The organism is Streptomonospora wellingtoniae (assembly GCF_031845375.1).
In the GTDB taxonomy this organism is placed as follows: Bacteria; Actinomycetota; Actinomycetes; order Streptosporangiales; family Streptosporangiaceae; genus Streptomonospora; species Streptomonospora wellingtoniae.
On the sequence record NZ_JAVREK010000001.1, the window covers coordinates 55375 to 69698 of the forward strand.

The 14324-nt window shown below is 72.0% G+C and carries 16 protein-coding genes; 3 read left to right on the plus strand and 13 right to left on the minus strand.

Going from position 1 to position 14324, the window contains the following annotated elements; translation table 11 throughout:
- Positions 1-41: 41 nt before the first annotated feature.
- A complete protein-coding gene (locus RM446_RS00240; protein WP_311542957.1) occupies positions 42-482 on the minus strand; it encodes a DUF4229 domain-containing protein in 441 nt (146 codons plus the stop codon).
- Positions 483-859: 377 nt separating this feature from the next.
- On the opposite strand from RM446_RS00240, the gene RM446_RS00245 reads away from it, so the two are divergent.
- Both RM446_RS00245 and RM446_RS00250 read left to right on the plus strand, forming a co-directional pair.
- Positions 860-1060: a BldC family transcriptional regulator gene (locus tag RM446_RS00245; protein ID WP_040275033.1), complete on the plus strand. Its 201-nt coding sequence runs from the start codon at positions 860-862 to the stop codon at positions 1058-1060.
- A 117-nt stretch (positions 1061-1177) separates the two neighbouring features.
- Positions 1178-1528, plus strand: a complete 351-nt coding sequence (locus RM446_RS00250; protein ID WP_311542958.1) for a PLD nuclease N-terminal domain-containing protein — start codon at positions 1178-1180, stop codon at positions 1526-1528.
- Positions 1529-1589: 61 nt separating this feature from the next.
- Here the strand turns inward: RM446_RS00250 and ccsB are convergent, their stop codons facing one another.
- The 11 genes from ccsB to RM446_RS00305 all read right to left on the minus strand — a co-directional run bounded on the left by ccsB (position 1590) and on the right by RM446_RS00305 (position 12297).
- Positions 1590-2642 carry a c-type cytochrome biogenesis protein CcsB gene (gene ccsB, locus RM446_RS00255; RefSeq protein WP_311542959.1) on the minus strand — a complete coding sequence of 351 codons (1053 nt, stop codon included), beginning with the start codon at positions 2640-2642 and terminating at the stop codon, positions 1590-1592.
- Between the two features lie 3 nt (positions 2643-2645).
- Positions 2646-4280 (minus strand): cytochrome c biogenesis protein ResB, encoded by a 1635-nt coding sequence (gene resB, locus RM446_RS00260; protein WP_398694269.1) that lies wholly within the window; start codon positions 4278-4280, stop codon positions 2646-2648.
- The gene (locus RM446_RS00265; RefSeq protein WP_311542960.1) at positions 4277-5104 is read right to left on the minus strand and encodes a cytochrome c biogenesis CcdA family protein; all 828 of its coding nucleotides are present in this window, start codon (positions 5102-5104) and stop codon (positions 4277-4279) included. Before RM446_RS00265 ends, resB begins: the two co-directional genes overlap by 4 nt.
- Positions 5101-5751, minus strand: coding sequence for a TlpA family protein disulfide reductase (locus RM446_RS00270; protein ID WP_311542961.1), 651 nt, complete (start codon positions 5749-5751; stop codon positions 5101-5103). The genes RM446_RS00265 and RM446_RS00270 overlap by 4 nt, the downstream gene beginning before the upstream one ends.
- A gap of 238 nt (positions 5752-5989) precedes the next feature.
- Positions 5990-6193 carry a helix-turn-helix domain-containing protein gene (locus RM446_RS00275; RefSeq protein WP_040275038.1) on the minus strand — a complete coding sequence of 68 codons (204 nt, stop codon included), beginning with the start codon at positions 6191-6193 and terminating at the stop codon, positions 5990-5992.
- Between the two features lie 234 nt (positions 6194-6427).
- Complete coding sequence (locus tag RM446_RS00280; protein ID WP_311542962.1) at positions 6428-7225, minus strand: phosphatase; 798 nt, start codon at positions 7223-7225, stop codon at positions 6428-6430.
- A gap of 255 nt (positions 7226-7480) precedes the next feature.
- Complete coding sequence (locus tag RM446_RS00285; RefSeq protein ID WP_311542963.1) at positions 7481-8662, minus strand: acetoin utilization protein AcuC; 1182 nt, start codon at positions 8660-8662, stop codon at positions 7481-7483.
- 140 nt (positions 8663-8802) lie between these two features.
- A complete protein-coding gene (gene proC, locus RM446_RS00290; RefSeq protein WP_311542964.1) occupies positions 8803-9597 on the minus strand; it encodes a pyrroline-5-carboxylate reductase in 795 nt (264 codons plus the stop codon).
- Between the two features lie 105 nt (positions 9598-9702).
- Positions 9703-10638, minus strand: a complete 936-nt coding sequence (locus RM446_RS00295; RefSeq protein WP_311542965.1) for a proline dehydrogenase family protein — start codon at positions 10636-10638, stop codon at positions 9703-9705.
- 100 nt (positions 10639-10738) lie between these two features.
- Positions 10739-11470 (minus strand): ABC transporter permease, encoded by a 732-nt coding sequence (locus tag RM446_RS00300; protein WP_311542966.1) that lies wholly within the window; start codon positions 11468-11470, stop codon positions 10739-10741.
- On the minus strand, positions 11467-12297 hold the full coding sequence (locus RM446_RS00305; protein ID WP_311542967.1) for an ABC transporter ATP-binding protein: 831 nt from the start codon (positions 12295-12297) through the stop codon (positions 11467-11469). Before RM446_RS00305 ends, RM446_RS00300 begins: the two co-directional genes overlap by 4 nt.
- Before the next feature lie 136 nt (positions 12298-12433).
- On the opposite strand from RM446_RS00305, the gene RM446_RS00310 reads away from it, so the two are divergent.
- A complete protein-coding gene (locus tag RM446_RS00310) occupies positions 12434-13357 on the plus strand; it encodes a phosphoribosylaminoimidazolesuccinocarboxamide synthase (protein ID WP_311542968.1) in 924 nt (307 codons plus the stop codon).
- A 22-nt stretch (positions 13358-13379) separates the two neighbouring features.
- Here RM446_RS00310 and RM446_RS00315 read toward each other — a convergent pair whose 3' ends face one another.
- Positions 13380-14309: a sugar phosphate isomerase/epimerase family protein gene (locus RM446_RS00315; protein WP_311542969.1), complete on the minus strand. Its 930-nt coding sequence runs from the start codon at positions 14307-14309 to the stop codon at positions 13380-13382.
- Between the last annotated feature and the right edge of the window lie 15 nt (positions 14310-14324).

Below are 14324 nucleotides of genomic sequence, written 5' to 3' on the forward strand. Positions count from 1 at the left end.
CGAGGGGCAAGCGGTGCGGGACCGGGCCGGGCGCCAGGCGCTCAGCCCGCTTCCTGGCGGGCGTCCGTGCGGGGAGCCGGGTCGGGACCGCCTCCGGCGCTGTCGCCGGCCGCCGGCTCGTCCGGCTGCCCGGCGTCTTCGTCGGCCCCGGCCGGGGACGGCGCTCGGCTCCCGCCGCCGTCCTCCTCGGCGGCCGCACCGTCCGCGGCGGCGTCCGCCGGCTCGGCGCGCTGCGCCTCGTCCTCCTTGGCGGCGCCCTCCTCAAGACGCCGCCCCATCCCGCGGACGCGGCCGATTCCGCCGGCGAGGGCGCCGGACACCGCGTCGCGCTGCCGGGACAGCAGTACGTAGCTCACCAGCCCGCTGATCAGTACCGCCATGGCCGCGGCGAGCAACCCGCGGGCGCCCAGCAGGTAGAGGATCGCATAGGTCACCGCGAACAGCAGCAGGCGTGCCGCGGTGTAAGCGAGGACGCTACGCATGAAAACCGCCTCACAACGGATCATTCGGCAATAGATTGAGGACCGGGCGATGCGGCCGGATCGTCGGCACCCGCGCAGGCCTTGCGCGCGTGCCGACGGTCCGGCTCATTGCCAGGGTACGGCCCTGACACCGGCGGCCCTGCGCACCCCGGTGCGGGGGTGCGTCCGCGGCGCCCTTGGCGGCACGGAACCGGTCATGGGATCGCTGCGATCCGGCCTTCCGAATTGAAGGTTACGTTCCGATCACATATCGGGTACCCACCCCCAGTTCCTCTCCGTTTTTACGAAAACTAGGGAGGAAACGGACTAACTCATGCACACTAGGGGATCAAACGCCCGCCTCCCCCCAAGTCGACTGGCGGGCCCGAAGGGGGATTGTGAAGGTGGAAAGAGGAAGCGAACGCTTGCTGACCCCTGGAGAGGTGGCCTCCCTCTTCCGAGTCGATCCGAAGACCGTGACTCGGTGGGCCGCATCGGGACGGATCAGCAGCATCCGCACCCCCGGAGGCCATCGCAGGTTCCGGGAGTCCGAAGTCCGCGCCCTGCTGCACGGAGAACCGACAGAGTCCACGCCCTGACCGCCGTCCGCACCGCCGCATGCGCGTCGGAGCCCACCAGGCGGCCCCGCTCCCGCCACTACCGGGCTCCCGCGTTCGTGCGGAGCGTCCTCGGACGATCCCGGATAGGCTGAAACCATGGTGTGGCTCGCTGGCCTAATCACGCTGCTCACGATCGTGGTCTGGGTGTACGCGTTCTTCGACGCGCTCACCAGTCCCGCAGCGGGAGTACGCAATCTGCCCAAGATCCTCTGGCTGATCATCATCGCGCTGTTCACGCCCGTCGGCCCCTTGCTCTGGCTGTTCCTGGGCCGCCCTCGGGAGCCGGATGCGCCCGAACCCGCGGCGCCGACCGCCCAGACCGCTTCGCTGGACCACCTCGATCCCTCGGACTTCAACCAGGCGTCCGACCGTGATCGACCACTCGGCCCGGACGACGACCCGGAGTTCCTGCGCAAACTGAACCGGCGCATCGACCCCGAGGAGTAGCTCTGCACCGCAAGCGTGCGGCGCGCCCGTCAGGCGCGCCGCACGCTCCCTAGCCCGCGGTTCAGGCGTAGCTGTGCAGGCCGCTGAAGACGAAGTTCACCGCGAAGAAGTTGAACAGCAGGCAGGCGAAGCCGGCCAGCCCGATCCAGGTGGCCGTCGAGCCGCGCCAGCCCGCGGTCGCGCGGGCGTGCAGGTAGGCCGCGTACACCACCCAGGTGATGAAGGACCACACCTCCTTGGGATCCCATCCCCAGAAGCGTCCCCAGGCCTCATCCGCCCAGATCGCGCCCGCGATGATCGCGAACGTCCACAGCGGGAACGCCAGCACGATGAAGCGGTGCGACACCCGGTCCAGCAGTTCGGCCGCCGGCAGCTTGGCCACGACGCCCGCGACCCGCTGGCCCGCTGCGCGCTGGAGCTCGGCGCGGTTGGCCAGGAGATGGGCGACCGCTGCGGCACCCGCCACCATGAACCCGCCGGTGGCGATGATCGCCGCCGAGACGTGGATCGCGATCCAGTAGGAGTGCAGCGCCGGGATCACCGGGCCGGCCTCGTTGTAGAGCCACCGCGCGGCGATCCCCAGCAGCAGCACCACCGGAACCAGCACGAAGGTCCCCAGGAAGCGGGCCTGGTAGCGCACGACCGCGAACAGGAACGCGGCGACGCTGCACAGGCAGATCGCCACCACGAACTCGAACATGTTGCCCCACGGCCAGCGGTCGGCCGCCAGGCCGCGAGTGGTGATCTGGGCGGCGTTGAGCAGGAAGCCCAGCCCCGTGACGGCCACCGCCACGCCGCCGACGACGTGCTTGGCCGCACTGGCCTCGGGTTCCTCGCGGCGCACGCTGACCGACATGTCATCAGCACCGCTCCCGTCCGCGTCGAGGTCCAGCTCCGCCGAACCCCCGCCGGCGGACGCCGTCGCTCCGGAGGCCGCGGTGGCGGCCGGCATCAGGCGGTTGGCGCGCAGTTTGCGCCGGCGCCCGTAGGCGGCCTCGATGGCGAAGAGGAACAGCGCGATCGCGTAGACCACGATCATCGCGATGATCAGTCCGTCGCTGATCGAGGACATCCGGCTGTCCATCGGCGTGTCCGCGGCGAGCGTGTGCAGCACCGGCTACTCCTTCGTGCCTGTCTCGGTAGCGGGACCCTCCCGCAGCCGGTCTCTCAGCGAGGTGGCGAAGCTGTGGAAGTCCGCGGTCAGCGCCGCGTTCTCGCTTTTGCCCAGGCCGGCCACCTCGACGACGGTACGCCCGTCCTCGCGCGCCCGGGCCCGCACCCACACCCGGCGCGGCCGCACGAACAGCGTCGCCAGCAGGCCGAGGACGGCCGTCGATGCAGCGATCAGCACCGGAAGCCGGGCGGGGTTGCTGTTCACCTGCATGCTGATGTAGTCGCTGTAGCCGGTGAACGTGACCGTGCCCGCGCCGTCCGGCAGCTTCCACGACTCGCCGGGCCGCAGCTCGGGCGACTCCCCGAGCCGGTTCATGTCCTCGGTGTCCAGCTGGTACACCGACTGCGAGGCACCGCTGTCCAGGCCCAGGTCGCCCCGGTAGCCGGTGAGGGTGACCACCGGGTCGCGGGCGGCCGGGAAGTCGGAGACGAGGTCGCCGCCGGGGCCCTTCGCGGCGGAGGGCAGGAAGACCGAGGTGAAGCCCAACTGCTGCTCGCCGGCGTCGGGCACCTTGACCACGCCGTCGGAGGTGAAGGTGCGCTCCTGGCGTGCGATGAACGGCACCGGCTGGTCGAACACGACATCGCCCTCGCTGTTGCGCACCTCGAACTCTGGAGCGTAGCCGTGTCCGAGCAGGTAGACCTGCGCGCCGTCGACCGACAGCGGGTTGTTGACCTCCAGCTTGTGGTCGCGCTCGGGCGCCTCGGGCGAGGATCGGTAGGACAGGTCGGCGGTGTAGGAGGCGGCCTGCCCGCTCACCTCCCCCTCCTGCACGTAGGAGACGTCGAAGTTCTCCACCTCGAACGAGAACGGCTGGAGATCGTCCTGGTCCACGGCGGTGCCCGGGAAGTACGCGTCGTAGGAGGTGACGGTGTTGGCGAAGCCGTCGCCCTCGACGACCAGCATGTTGCCGCGGTAGCTGAGGAAGGACCCGGTCGCCAGCGCAGCGAGCAGGCCGAGCAGCGCCAGGTGGAACAGCACGTTTCCGGCCTCGCGCAGGTAGCCGGATTCGGCCGAGACCGACTTCGCTCCGTTCGGCCCGTCGGTCTCGGTTCGGATGCGGTGGCGCGTCAGCCGGCCGCGCGCCCCGGTGAGCACCTGCTCGGGGCCGGCCGCGGTCGTGAAGGTCGCCGAGTAGGGCATCCTGCCCAAGTTGCGGGGAGTGCGAGGCGGCTGGGCGCGCATCGCACGGTAATGCGCCAGCGCTCGCGGCAGCACGCATCCGGTCAGCGACACGAACAGCAGCAGGTAGATCGCCGCGTACCACGGCGAGGAGTAGACGTCGAAGAGGTAGAGGCGGTCGAGCCAGGGCGCGACGTCGGGGTGCTCGGTGACGTAGTTGTTCACCTGCTCGACGCTGACCCCCCGCTGAGGCAGCATCGACCCCGGAACGGCACCCACCGCCAGCAGGAACAGCAGGATCAGCGCCGTGCGCATCGAGGTGAGCGTGCGCCACGTCCAGCGCGCCCAGCCAAGCGCGGACAGCGCACCCGGCACGGGCGGCTGCGGGTCGGCGGGGCGGCCGGATTCTGCTGAGGCCGCCCCGGGTGCGGAGGTCGGTTCGGAAGTCACTGCTATATCACCGTCGAGTAGTCGGCCACCCACCGCTGCATGAACGCGGTGATGTCGGTCCACAGCCCGGTGGCCAGGAGGAGTCCCACCGCTACGAGCATCGCGCCGCCGGCGACGGTGACGGCTCGGTAGTGGCGCTTGACGCGGTCGAAGGCTCCCAGGGCGCGCCGGTAGAGCAGGGAGGCGGCCACGAACGGCAGTCCCAGACCCAGGCAGTAGACGAGGGAGAGCAGCGCGCCGCGGCCGACGCTGCCTTCGGTGAAGGCGAGGCTCTGCACGGCCGCCAGTGTCGGCCCGATGCAGGGGGTCCAGCCCAGGCCGAAGACCACGCCGAGCAGCGGGGCACCGGCAAGCCCCGCGCCGGGGACCCGGTGGATGCGGACCTCGCGGGTGAGGCCGGGAACCGCGCCCATGAACATCAGGCCGAGCAGGACCGTCACGGCGCCCAGGACGCGGGTGATCGGCTCGGCGTAGTCGAGCAGCAGGCCGCCGATGCCGCCGACGAAGACGCCCACGGCTACGAAGACGGCGCTGAACCCGGCGACGAAGAGCAGGCTGCCGACGAGCATGGTGCCGCGGCGGCGCTGGAGCACCGCGTCGGCCGGCTCGGTCTCCGGGTCGGGGGCGGAGGGGTCGCCGCCGCCTGGACGGGCCGCAGCGCGGGCGCGGCGCCGCGCGGCGATGTCGGCCCCGCTGAGCCCGGTGACGTAGGAGAGGTAGCCGGGCACCAGCGGCAGCACGCACGGGGACAGGAACGACACGAGCCCCGCGGCGAGGGCCAGCGGGGCGGCGAGTAGCAGGGAACCGTGCTGGACCGTCTCGGCGATCATGCCGGGTCCGCGGTGCCGGGACGGCCGGCGGGGGCGCCGGCCGCCGCTCCGCCCTTCTCGGCGGCGACGGGCTCGACCAGGTCGCTCAGCTCGTTGTAGCTGGTCTCGCCGATCACCCGGGCGGCGATGCGGCCCTGGCGGTCGACGACCAGGGTGCTGGGGATGGCCGCAGGCGGCACCGTGTCGCGGAAGGCCTGGGCGACCTTACCGGGCTGGTCGTAGAGGCTGGGGTACTCGACGTCCTGATTCTCCTCGAAGGCCTTGGCCGCCGCGCGGTTGTCCTTGATGTTCACGCCGAGGAAGGCGACCCCGGCGTCCTTGTTCTCGGAGTGGACCTCGTTGAGGACCGGGACCTCGGAACGGCATGGACCGCACCAGCTGGCCCAGAAATTGAGGACCAGGACGTCGCCGCGGTAGTCGGCGAGGCTGACCGGATCACCGCCGAGGGTCTCGCCGGAGACCTCGGGGACGGGCTCGCGGTCGCCGGGCCGGAACGCCGTGCTGGAGCCGTCGCCGGCGACATAGCGGTCCTCCCGGGCGTCACCGCCGCTTCCCGACTGAGCGGTCCCGCTCTGGGCGCAGCCTGCGGCGAGCGACACCGCGACGGCCGCCGCGGCGAGTACCCGGACACGGGGCTTCCTGGGCATCGGCGGACCTCAGTAGTCGGGGAGGAGGCAAGGTGACAGGTGCATCAACGACAAAGTGTAGTAGACGCTCCGCCATCGCCTCGGGCCCCCCGACCCATCCCACCCGGGCGGCCGTTCCCGGACACATGCGCCCACCCGCGGGGCGATGGAGGATACACCGCCCCCGGCGGGTGACGCCGCTGGCCGCCCGGGCGCGCGACGGGTCGCTGCACTACTGCGCGGCGCCCGTCAATGCGCCTCAGCCCGCTTCGACGAACGCCTCGCGGAGGTAGTCCTGCACGGCACGTTCGGGAACGCGGTAGGAGCGCCCCACGCGGATTGCGGGGAGCACTCCCGAATGGACCATTCGGTAGACCGTCATCTTGGACACTCGCATGACCGAGGCGACCTCCGCCACGGTCAGGAACCGGACCTCGTCGAGAGGAGCCTTACTCCCGTTCATCTTCCGACGCCCTCACTTCCGGACGTGAGCGTGGATGTCCCTGCCTCTTACATCCGGCGGTGCGGAGCCATCGCCACGCCGGCGTGTCGTTCGGTAACTGCTGGCACGTCCGATTTCAGGGTAGATCCGTGGGCACAGCATTGAAAGGTCGGTTTTGCTGTCTCTGGAGCTACATGGGAGTCGGGGGTCGCGTGAGGTTTAGGAGTGGGTAACCCTCGGCCGCTCCGGCGCCGCTCAGGCCAGCCCCGCCCTCTCCAGCACGTATCCCGCCAGAGGCCGGTACTCGGGTGGCACGTAGCCGTCGTCCAGGGGCACCGTGGTCAGCAGCTTTCCCTCGTATTCGGCCAGGAACAAAGCGGGATCGTTGCAATCCGCAAACCCGATGGTCGGCACACCGGCCTCGCCCGCTGCGCCCGCGAACCCGTGGTCGGCGATGACCAACTGCGGCCACTCCCGGCCTTCGTCGGCGAGGGCCTGCAGTGCGGCGCGCATACCGAAGGGGTGGTGGCTGTGCCGCGCGCTGCCGCCGTCCATCACGAAGCCCACGCCGTCCTTCCACACCAGTACGCGGCGGTTGGGCGGATGCTCGGTGGCGACCTCGTAGGAGTAGCCGGCCGCCGCGGTGACGACCTCGCAGCCGCGGGCCTCCAGGGCCGCCTTCCAGGTGCGGTAGGTATCGGCGAGGTTCTTGGGGTGGCCGGTGGCGAACATGACCCGCTCGCGGCGGGCCGCGGCCTGGGCCAGGCGGTCGGCCACGTCGTCGAGCGCGTCGACGGTGCGGTCGGGGTCGATGGTGTCGATCCCCCACTGGTGGGCCTCGTCGGCGACCACGCCGCAGCGCTTGGACATCAGCGCGAGGACCTCGTCGAACTGCCACTCGTGCTCGAAGGTCAGCCCGAACTGGTAGTAGGGGTCCTTGTGGCACAGCCGCCGGTAGTGCCGCAGATTGTTCTGCCTGGGTGTGTCGACGTGCCCGGCGATTCCGGTGCGCACGAGATGGGCGACGAGCTCTGCGCGCGAAGGCGGCGTCACCAGCGATCCCCTTCCCTCATGACCCGGGGCGTCTGCAACCCGGCGTCCGGCGGCCCGGTGCGTGCCACGGCCCCGCCCGCGGAGCCGGCGGGGTGTCCACGATCTAACGAGGCGTCATACCCCTTTCATGACATATTCAACTTTGCGTCCCGCCGGTGCTCCCGGGGTGGCCGCCGCCACCCCGGGAGCGTTTCGGACCGCCCGGTCGATATGCGCGGGGGGTCCGGATCCCGTGCCGTTCCGCCGGCTGGGCCGCTAAAGGCTGGGGTCCATCCCGTGGCTGGGAAAGACCTCGCGCCTGGTGGCCTGGATGGCCTGGTCCACGCGGTCCTCGGGGTCGAACCCGGCCTCGAACGGCGTGACCTCGACCGTGCGGCCGTCGGTCATGTACAGCGGTGGGACCTCGCCGGTCCGTTCACGCACGAAGTCGCGCCAGCTCTGCGGGGTCTCCAGGTCCGGCGAGATTTCAGCGCCGGAGGCCTCGGCCAGCAGGTGGGTCCAGGCACGCGGCACGACCTGCACCAGCTCGTAGCCTCCGCCCCCGAGCACGACCCAGCGCCCGCCGGCGGTCTCCTTGGCCAAGCGGTGCAGAGCGCTGTAGGTGCGGCGCTGTCCGTCGAGGCTGAGCATCAGGTTGGCGAGCGGATCGAGTGCGTGGGTGTCGGCGCCCTGCTGGGTGACCAGCACCTCCGGCTGGAACTCGCGCAGCAGCGGGGGGACGACGGCCTCGAACGCCCGCAGCCAGCGGGAGTCGTTGGTCCCGGCCGGCAGTGCCACGTTGACCGCGTAGCCCTCGGCACCGGGGCCGCCGGTCTCGGACGGCCGCCCGGTGCCGGGGAACAGGGTCAGCGGCGACTCGTGCAGGCTGATCGTCAGCACCCGCGGGTCGTCGTAGAACATGGCCTGCACGCCGTCGCCGTGGTGGACGTCGACGTCGACGTAGGCGACGCGCTTGGCGCCCTGTTCCAGCAGCCAGGCCACGGCCAGGGCGGCGTCGTTGTAGACGCAGAAGCCCCAGGCGCTGGCCGGCATGGCGTGGTGCAGCCCGCCCGCGATGTTGGCGGCGTGCTCGGACTCGCCGTTCCACACGGCCGAGGCGGCCTGCACCGAAGCGCCCGCGACCAGGGACGATGCGTCGTGCATGTCGGGGAAGACCGGGTTGTCCGACGTGCCCAGGCAGTAGCGGTCGTCGGGCTCCAGGGTCGCGCCCGCCCGCTTGACGGCCTCGATGTAGTCGGAGTCGTGGACGAGGCCGAGCAGGTCGTCGGAGGCGGGCTTCTCGATCGGGCGCAGCGCCACGTTCGGCCGGTCGAAAACCCCGTACTCGCGGCACAGGGCCATCGTCAGCTCCACCCGGACCGGCGCGAGCGGATGCTGCGGGCCGAAGTTGTAGGAGGTGAGCCCGTCATCCCAGGCGACGTGCAGCGAACAGGCCATGTGCCCCTCCCGCCGAGCGGATAGCGTCCGGCGGGTGTGTGGGGAGTCACCCGCCAGGTCCCAGCCTAGTCAACGACCGCCGGGACCGTCGCCAGCGGGGCGCGCGCCCGCCCCGGCCGCCGACCGGGGATCCGGTGCCCTCACCCCTCGGAGAGTTCGCGGCTGCGTTCGCGGGCGGCCTCGATCGCGTCGGTGAAGGCGGTGCGCACACCGTGGCGCTCGAGCTCGCGCACCGCCGCGGCTGTGGTGCCGCCGGGCGAGGTGACGGCCTCGCGCAGCACCACCGGGTGGGCGCCGGGGTCGTCGAGCATCGCGGCCGCGCCGCCGATGGTCTGGGTGACCAGCTTCTTGGCCGCCTCGCGGGTCATCCCCATGGCCACGCCGGCCTCGATCATGGTCTCGGCGATGAAGTAGAAGTAGGCCGGGCCGCTGCCGGAGATGGCGGTGACGGTGTCCATGTGCCGCTCTGCGACCCGCACGACCTCGCCCACCGAGCGCAGCAGGGACTCGGCGTGGTCGAGCTGGTCCGCGGTCGTGTGGGCGCCGCCGGCGACGGCGGTCATGCCGCGGCCCACCAGCGCCGGGGTGTTGGGCATCGCGCGCACCACGGCGACCTCGCCGGAGAGGTGCTTCTCGAGCAGGGATGTGGTGATGCCCGCCGCGATGGAGACGACCAGGGTGCCGGCGCCGATCGCACCGTCGAGCCGGTCGAGCAGGTCGACCATGTCCTGCGGCTTGACGGCGAGGATGAGCGCGTCGGCCCGGCCGGCGGACTCGGCCGGAGAGACGACGGAGACGCCGTAGCGCTGCCGCAGCGCCTCGCTCCGCGCCGGGTCGGGCTCGGCGACCAGGACCCCGCCCGGCTCGTGGCCGGTGGCAAGCAGGCCGGCGAGCAGCGCCTCGCCCATCTTGCCGCCGCCGATGATCGCGATCATGACCTCACCCCATAGCGTCCGCCTTTCCCTCAACGCTACCGATGTGCGGGTCCCCAGCGCACCCGCAGGCCCCACCCTGTGGACGGCCGCCCGCGGGCGGCGCCCTCACCGGCGGCGCAGCACGGAGCGCGCGGCGAAGGCCGCGTTGGCGGGGCGCTCGGCCATGCGGCGCACGAGGTAGCCGTACCAGTCGGCGCCGTAGGGGATGTAGACGCGCATCCGGGCACCCAGGTCGGCGAGGCGGCGCTGCTCGTCGGGGCGCGCGCCGTAGAGCATCTGGTACTCGAAGCCGTCGTAGGTGCGGCCGAAGCGGCGGGCCAGGGTGGTCGCGATGTCGATCAGCCGCGGGTCGTGCGTGGCCACCATCGGGTAGGCCTCGCTGTCCATCAGACGGCGCAGCGACCGCACGTAGGCGGCGTCGACGTCCCGGCGCTCGGTGTGGCCGGTGGCGGGGTCGGGCGCGTAGGCCCCTTTGCACAGCCGCACCCGCGCCCCGGGCTCGGAGGCGACGGCGGCGGTGTCGCCCTCGGTCCGGTGCAGGAAGGCCTGCAGCACGCAGCCCAGCCGGGGGTACTCCGGGCGGAGCGAGGCCACCAGCCGCAGCGTGGGGCCGACGTGGCGCTCGGCCTCCATGTCGACGGTCACCGCGGTCCCGGCCTCGGCGGCCGCGGCGCAGATCCGGGCGAGGTTCCCGGCGGCCAGCCGCGGCCCCTCGCCGCCCAGCGCCAGGCCGACGGCGGTCGGTTTCACCGAAACCTCTGCCGATGCGGTCAGTCCGGCCTCGCCGAGCAGGCGCAGCAGGTGCAGGTATCCCGCGGTGATCTCCTCGGCCTGCGAGGGGTGCTCGGTGTCCTCCCCGAGGTGGTCGATCGAGGACAGGATGCCCTTCTCGGCGAGCTCCCCCGCTGCGCGTACCGCATCCTCGGCATGCTCGCCCGCCACGAACCGGTCGACGACGCCGCGGGTGAGCCGGCTGCCCGAGGCCAGCGCCCGCAACCGGTCGCTGCGCGCGGCCGCCAGTAGTGTCTGCCGCAGAACCATCCCGAACTCCTCCTCGCCGGATTCGCCTCGCGCTGCGTGCCTCCGAGCCTAGTGGCGCCCGGCGGAGGCGACCGGGGCCTCCGCCGGGCGGTCCCGCCTGTCACGGCGTGCGGCGCCGGAGTGTGGCGGCGCCCAGGACCAGGGCAAGGACCGCACATCCCAGCACCACGCCGGTGTTGGCCGCCAGGTCGACGGTGACACCCGTGGAGGAGGCGGCGTCGCCGATGGCCTCCACCGCATAGGACAGCGGCATCGCGTACGACAGCGCCTCCAGCACCGCCTGCATGTCCTCGCGCGGCGCGAACAGGCCGCACAGCAGGACCTGCGGCATCACGAACGCGGGCATGAACTGCACGACCTGGAACTCGGTGCGGGCGAACGCGCTGGCGAACAGGCCCAGCGCGATGCCCAGCAGCGCGTCGGCCAGTGCGATGGCACCGAGGACCCACGGATCTCCCTCGACCTCCATGCCCAGGCCCAGCGCCGCGGCCACCACGACGGTCACTTGCACGGCGGCCACCAGCCCGAAGGCCGCCGCGTAGCCGAACAGCAGGTCGAGCTTGCCGACGGGCAGCGTCATCAGCCGCTCCAGGGTGCCGCTCTGCCGCTCGCGCAGGGTCGCCATGGAGGTCACGAGGAACAGGACGACGAACGGGAAGACGGCCACCAACTGCGGGGCGAGGCGGTCGAAGAACCGCTCGTCGTCGAAGACGTAGCGCAGCAGGACCAGCAGCACCGCCGGCACGGCGACCAGCAGCACGACGGTGCGCGGGTCGTGCCTGAGCTGGCGCAGGATGCGCGCGGCGGTGGCTGCGGCGACGGCCGGGCTCACGGCTCGCCTCCGCGGTCCGCGGAGCCGCCACCGGGCCGCTCGTGGCGGCCGGGGCCCCGCCCCTGATCGCGCGTGCGGGGGTCGGAGCCCGTCCCGGCGGCCCCGGTCGGCTCGCCGCCGCGGATCAGCTGCAGGAACGCCTGCTCCAGGTCGGGTGTTCCGGTGCGCTCGCGCAGCGCTTCCGGGGTCTCGGCGGCGACCACGCGGCCCTCGCGCATCAGCAGCAGCCGGTCGCAGCGCCCGGCCTCGTCCATCACATGGCTGGAGACCAGCAGCGACGTGCCTCTTCGACGCAGCGTGTGGAACATCTGCCACAGCTCCTCCCGCAGGACTGGGTCGAGGCCGACGGTGGGCTCGTCGAGCACGAGCAGCTCGGGCGAACCCAGCAGTGCGACGGCGAGGCTCGCACGGGCTCGCTGCCCTCCCGAAAGCCGCCCGACCTGCTGTTTTCGGGACTCGGCGAGCCCGGTCTCGCCCAGCACCCGCTCGGCGTCGGAGCGGGGCGCGCGCAGCACCGCGGCGAAGTACCGCAGGTTCTCCTCGACCGTGAGGTCGGCGTAGACCGACGGGGTCTGCGCGGCGTAGCCGACCCTGCGCCGCAGCCCGGGGTGGCCCGCCGGCCGCCCCAGCACGGTCACCGTGCCCCCGGCGACCACCTGCACTCCCATGATCGCGCGCATCAGCGAGGACTTGCCGCAGCCGCTCGGCCCCAGCAGGCCGGTGACCTCGCCCGCCGGGATGCCGAAGTCGACGCTGCGCACCGCTTCGCGCCCCCCGCGGACGACACGCAGTCCCTGCACGGCGATCACCGGCGCGAAACCCTTCATCCGTCGAACCTAGCCCGCGGCGCACCGGCGCACAACGGCTCCCGGCGACACGCGCACGGCGCGGCGCCGGCCGTGCGCGCGGCCGTCAGCGCCTCCTCGACCTCCTGAAAGGCGCGCACGTCGATGGAGTAGGGTCATGTCGTCGTGCCGCCGGGCGGTGACCGGGCCGCGGGCTGCGGCGGTATCCGGGCGCACACCGATCCACAGCAAGGACAGCAGGCAATCCATGGAACTCGTCCACTCCGGCAAGGTCCGCGACGTCTACGCCGACGGCGACGACCTGGTCCTCGTGGCCTCAGACCGCGTCAGCGTCTACGACGTGGTCCTGCCCACCCCCGTCCCGGACAAGGGGCGGATCCTCACCCAGCTGTCGCTGTGGTGGTTCGAGCGCCTCGCCGACATCATGCCCAACCACGTCGTCTCCGACAGCGACGTCCCCGCCGAGTGGGCGGGCCGCGCGATCCGCTGCCGGCGCCTGGAGATGATGCCGGTGGAGTTCGTCGCGCGCGGCTACCTCGCCGGGTCGGGGCTTGCGGAGTACCGCAAGCACGCGACGCTCTCCGGCAACCCGCTGCCCGGCGGCCTGGTCGAGGCGTCGCAGCTGCCGGAGCCGGTGTTCACCCCCACCACCAAGGCCGCGGAAGGCCACGACGAGCCGATCACCTACGACGACGTCGCCGGCCTGATCGGCGCCGAGACCGCCGATCGCCTGCGTGACGCCACTCTGCGGATCTACTCCCGCGGCGCGGAGCTGGCCGCCGAGCGCGGAATCGTCATCGCCGACACCAAGGTCGAGTTCGGCCGCGCGCCCGACGGCACGCTCGTTCTGGCCGACGAGGTGCTCACCCCCGACTCGTCGCGCTTCTGGCCGGCGGACCGGTGGCGCCCCGGCCGCGCGCAGGACTCGCTGGACAAGCAGTTCCTACGTGACTGGAGCAGCACGGTCGCCGGGTGGGACCGCACCCCGCCCGGACCGGAGATCCCCGAGGACATCGTCGAAGCGACCCGCGCCCGCTACGTGGAGTGCTACGAGCGCATCACCGGCCGCCGCTGGAGGTAGGCGGGCGGGTTCCGGTCGGGCCTCAGCCCGTGCGGTCCACCGTCCCTTCCGGTGACACCGCGAAGGTCCGCGGCGGCGCGGTCTCGGCGGGCTCGCGCAGCAGCGTCGTGCGCCGGCGCGTTCGGGGACCGTCGCTGGCGGGGTCGGTGCGGACACCGGCGAAGTGCAGCCGGGTGAAGGCCAGCGCCTCGGCGAGCTCCAGGTGCCGGGTCTCGGAGTCGGCCGCCTTGCGCGTGTTGACCTCCAGCACGATCTGGCCGCCGTAGCCGGTCGTGGCCAGGTGCTCCAGCACGGAGGAGCAGGGCTGGGTGCCCCGTCCGGGGATCAGGTGCTCGTCGAAGTTCTGGGTACCGGTGCCGTCGGCGAGGTGCACGTGGGACAGGCGGTCGCCGAGCTGCTTGGCCATTTCCAGCCCGTCGGAGTGCGACATGGCCGAGTGGGACAGGTCGAGCGTGACGTCGGGGTAGTCGCGCTCGATCGGGTTCCAGCTGGGGGCGTAGGGCACGACCTCGCGGTTCTGCATCCGCACCGGGTACATGTTCTCGACCGCGAAGGCGACGTCGGTCTCCTCCTGCATGCGCTGGATGCCGGTCTCGAACTCGCGGGCGTACTCGCGCTGCCAGCGGAACGCGGGGTGTACGACGATGGTGCGCGCGCCCAGCGCTTCGGCCATGTCCTTGGACTTGAGCAGCTTGCCCCAGGGGTCGCGGCCCCACACCCACTGGGTGAAGATCAGGCAGGGGGCGTGGACGGCCATGATGGGCACGCCGTGGTAGTCGGACAGCCGCCGAAGCATGTCGACGTCCTGACTGACCGGGTCGGTGGATACGAGGACCTCGACGCCGTCGTAGCCCAGCTTGGCGGCGATCTCGAAGGCGGCCGGCGTCTTCTCCGGGTAGACCGACGCCGTCGACAGCACGACCGGCGCGTCTGGAACCTGGACGGAACTCACTCAACCAAGACTATG

What these genes read in the sequence shown, in the direction of transcription:
- RM446_RS00240 (WP_311542957.1), bottom strand. Translation starts at nt 482, where the DNA reads ATGCGTAGCGTCCTCGCTTACACCGCGGCACGCCTGCTGCTGTTCGCG.
- RM446_RS00250 (WP_311542958.1), top strand. Translation starts at nt 1,178, where the DNA reads ATGGTGTGGCTCGCTGGCCTAATCACGCTGCTCACGATCGTGGTCTGG.
- RM446_RS00265 (WP_311542960.1), bottom strand. Translation starts at nt 5,104, where the DNA reads ATGATCGCCGAGACGGTCCAGCACGGTTCCCTGCTACTCGCCGCCCCG.
- RM446_RS00270 (WP_311542961.1), bottom strand. Translation starts at nt 5,751, where the DNA reads ATGCCCAGGAAGCCCCGTGTCCGGGTACTCGCCGCGGCGGCCGTCGCG.
- RM446_RS00275 (WP_040275038.1), bottom strand. Translation starts at nt 6,193, where the DNA reads ATGAACGGGAGTAAGGCTCCTCTCGACGAGGTCCGGTTCCTGACCGTG.
- RM446_RS00285 (WP_311542963.1), bottom strand. Translation starts at nt 8,662, where the DNA reads ATGGCCTGTTCGCTGCACGTCGCCTGGGATGACGGGCTCACCTCCTAC.
- proC (WP_311542964.1), bottom strand. Translation starts at nt 9,597, where the DNA reads ATGATCGCGATCATCGGCGGCGGCAAGATGGGCGAGGCGCTGCTCGCC.
- RM446_RS00295 (WP_311542965.1), bottom strand. Translation starts at nt 10,638, where the DNA reads ATGGTTCTGCGGCAGACACTACTGGCGGCCGCGCGCAGCGACCGGTTG.
- RM446_RS00305 (WP_311542967.1), bottom strand. Translation starts at nt 12,297, where the DNA reads ATGAAGGGTTTCGCGCCGGTGATCGCCGTGCAGGGACTGCGTGTCGTC.
- RM446_RS00310 (WP_311542968.1), top strand. Translation starts at nt 12,434, where the DNA reads ATGTCGTCGTGCCGCCGGGCGGTGACCGGGCCGCGGGCTGCGGCGGTA.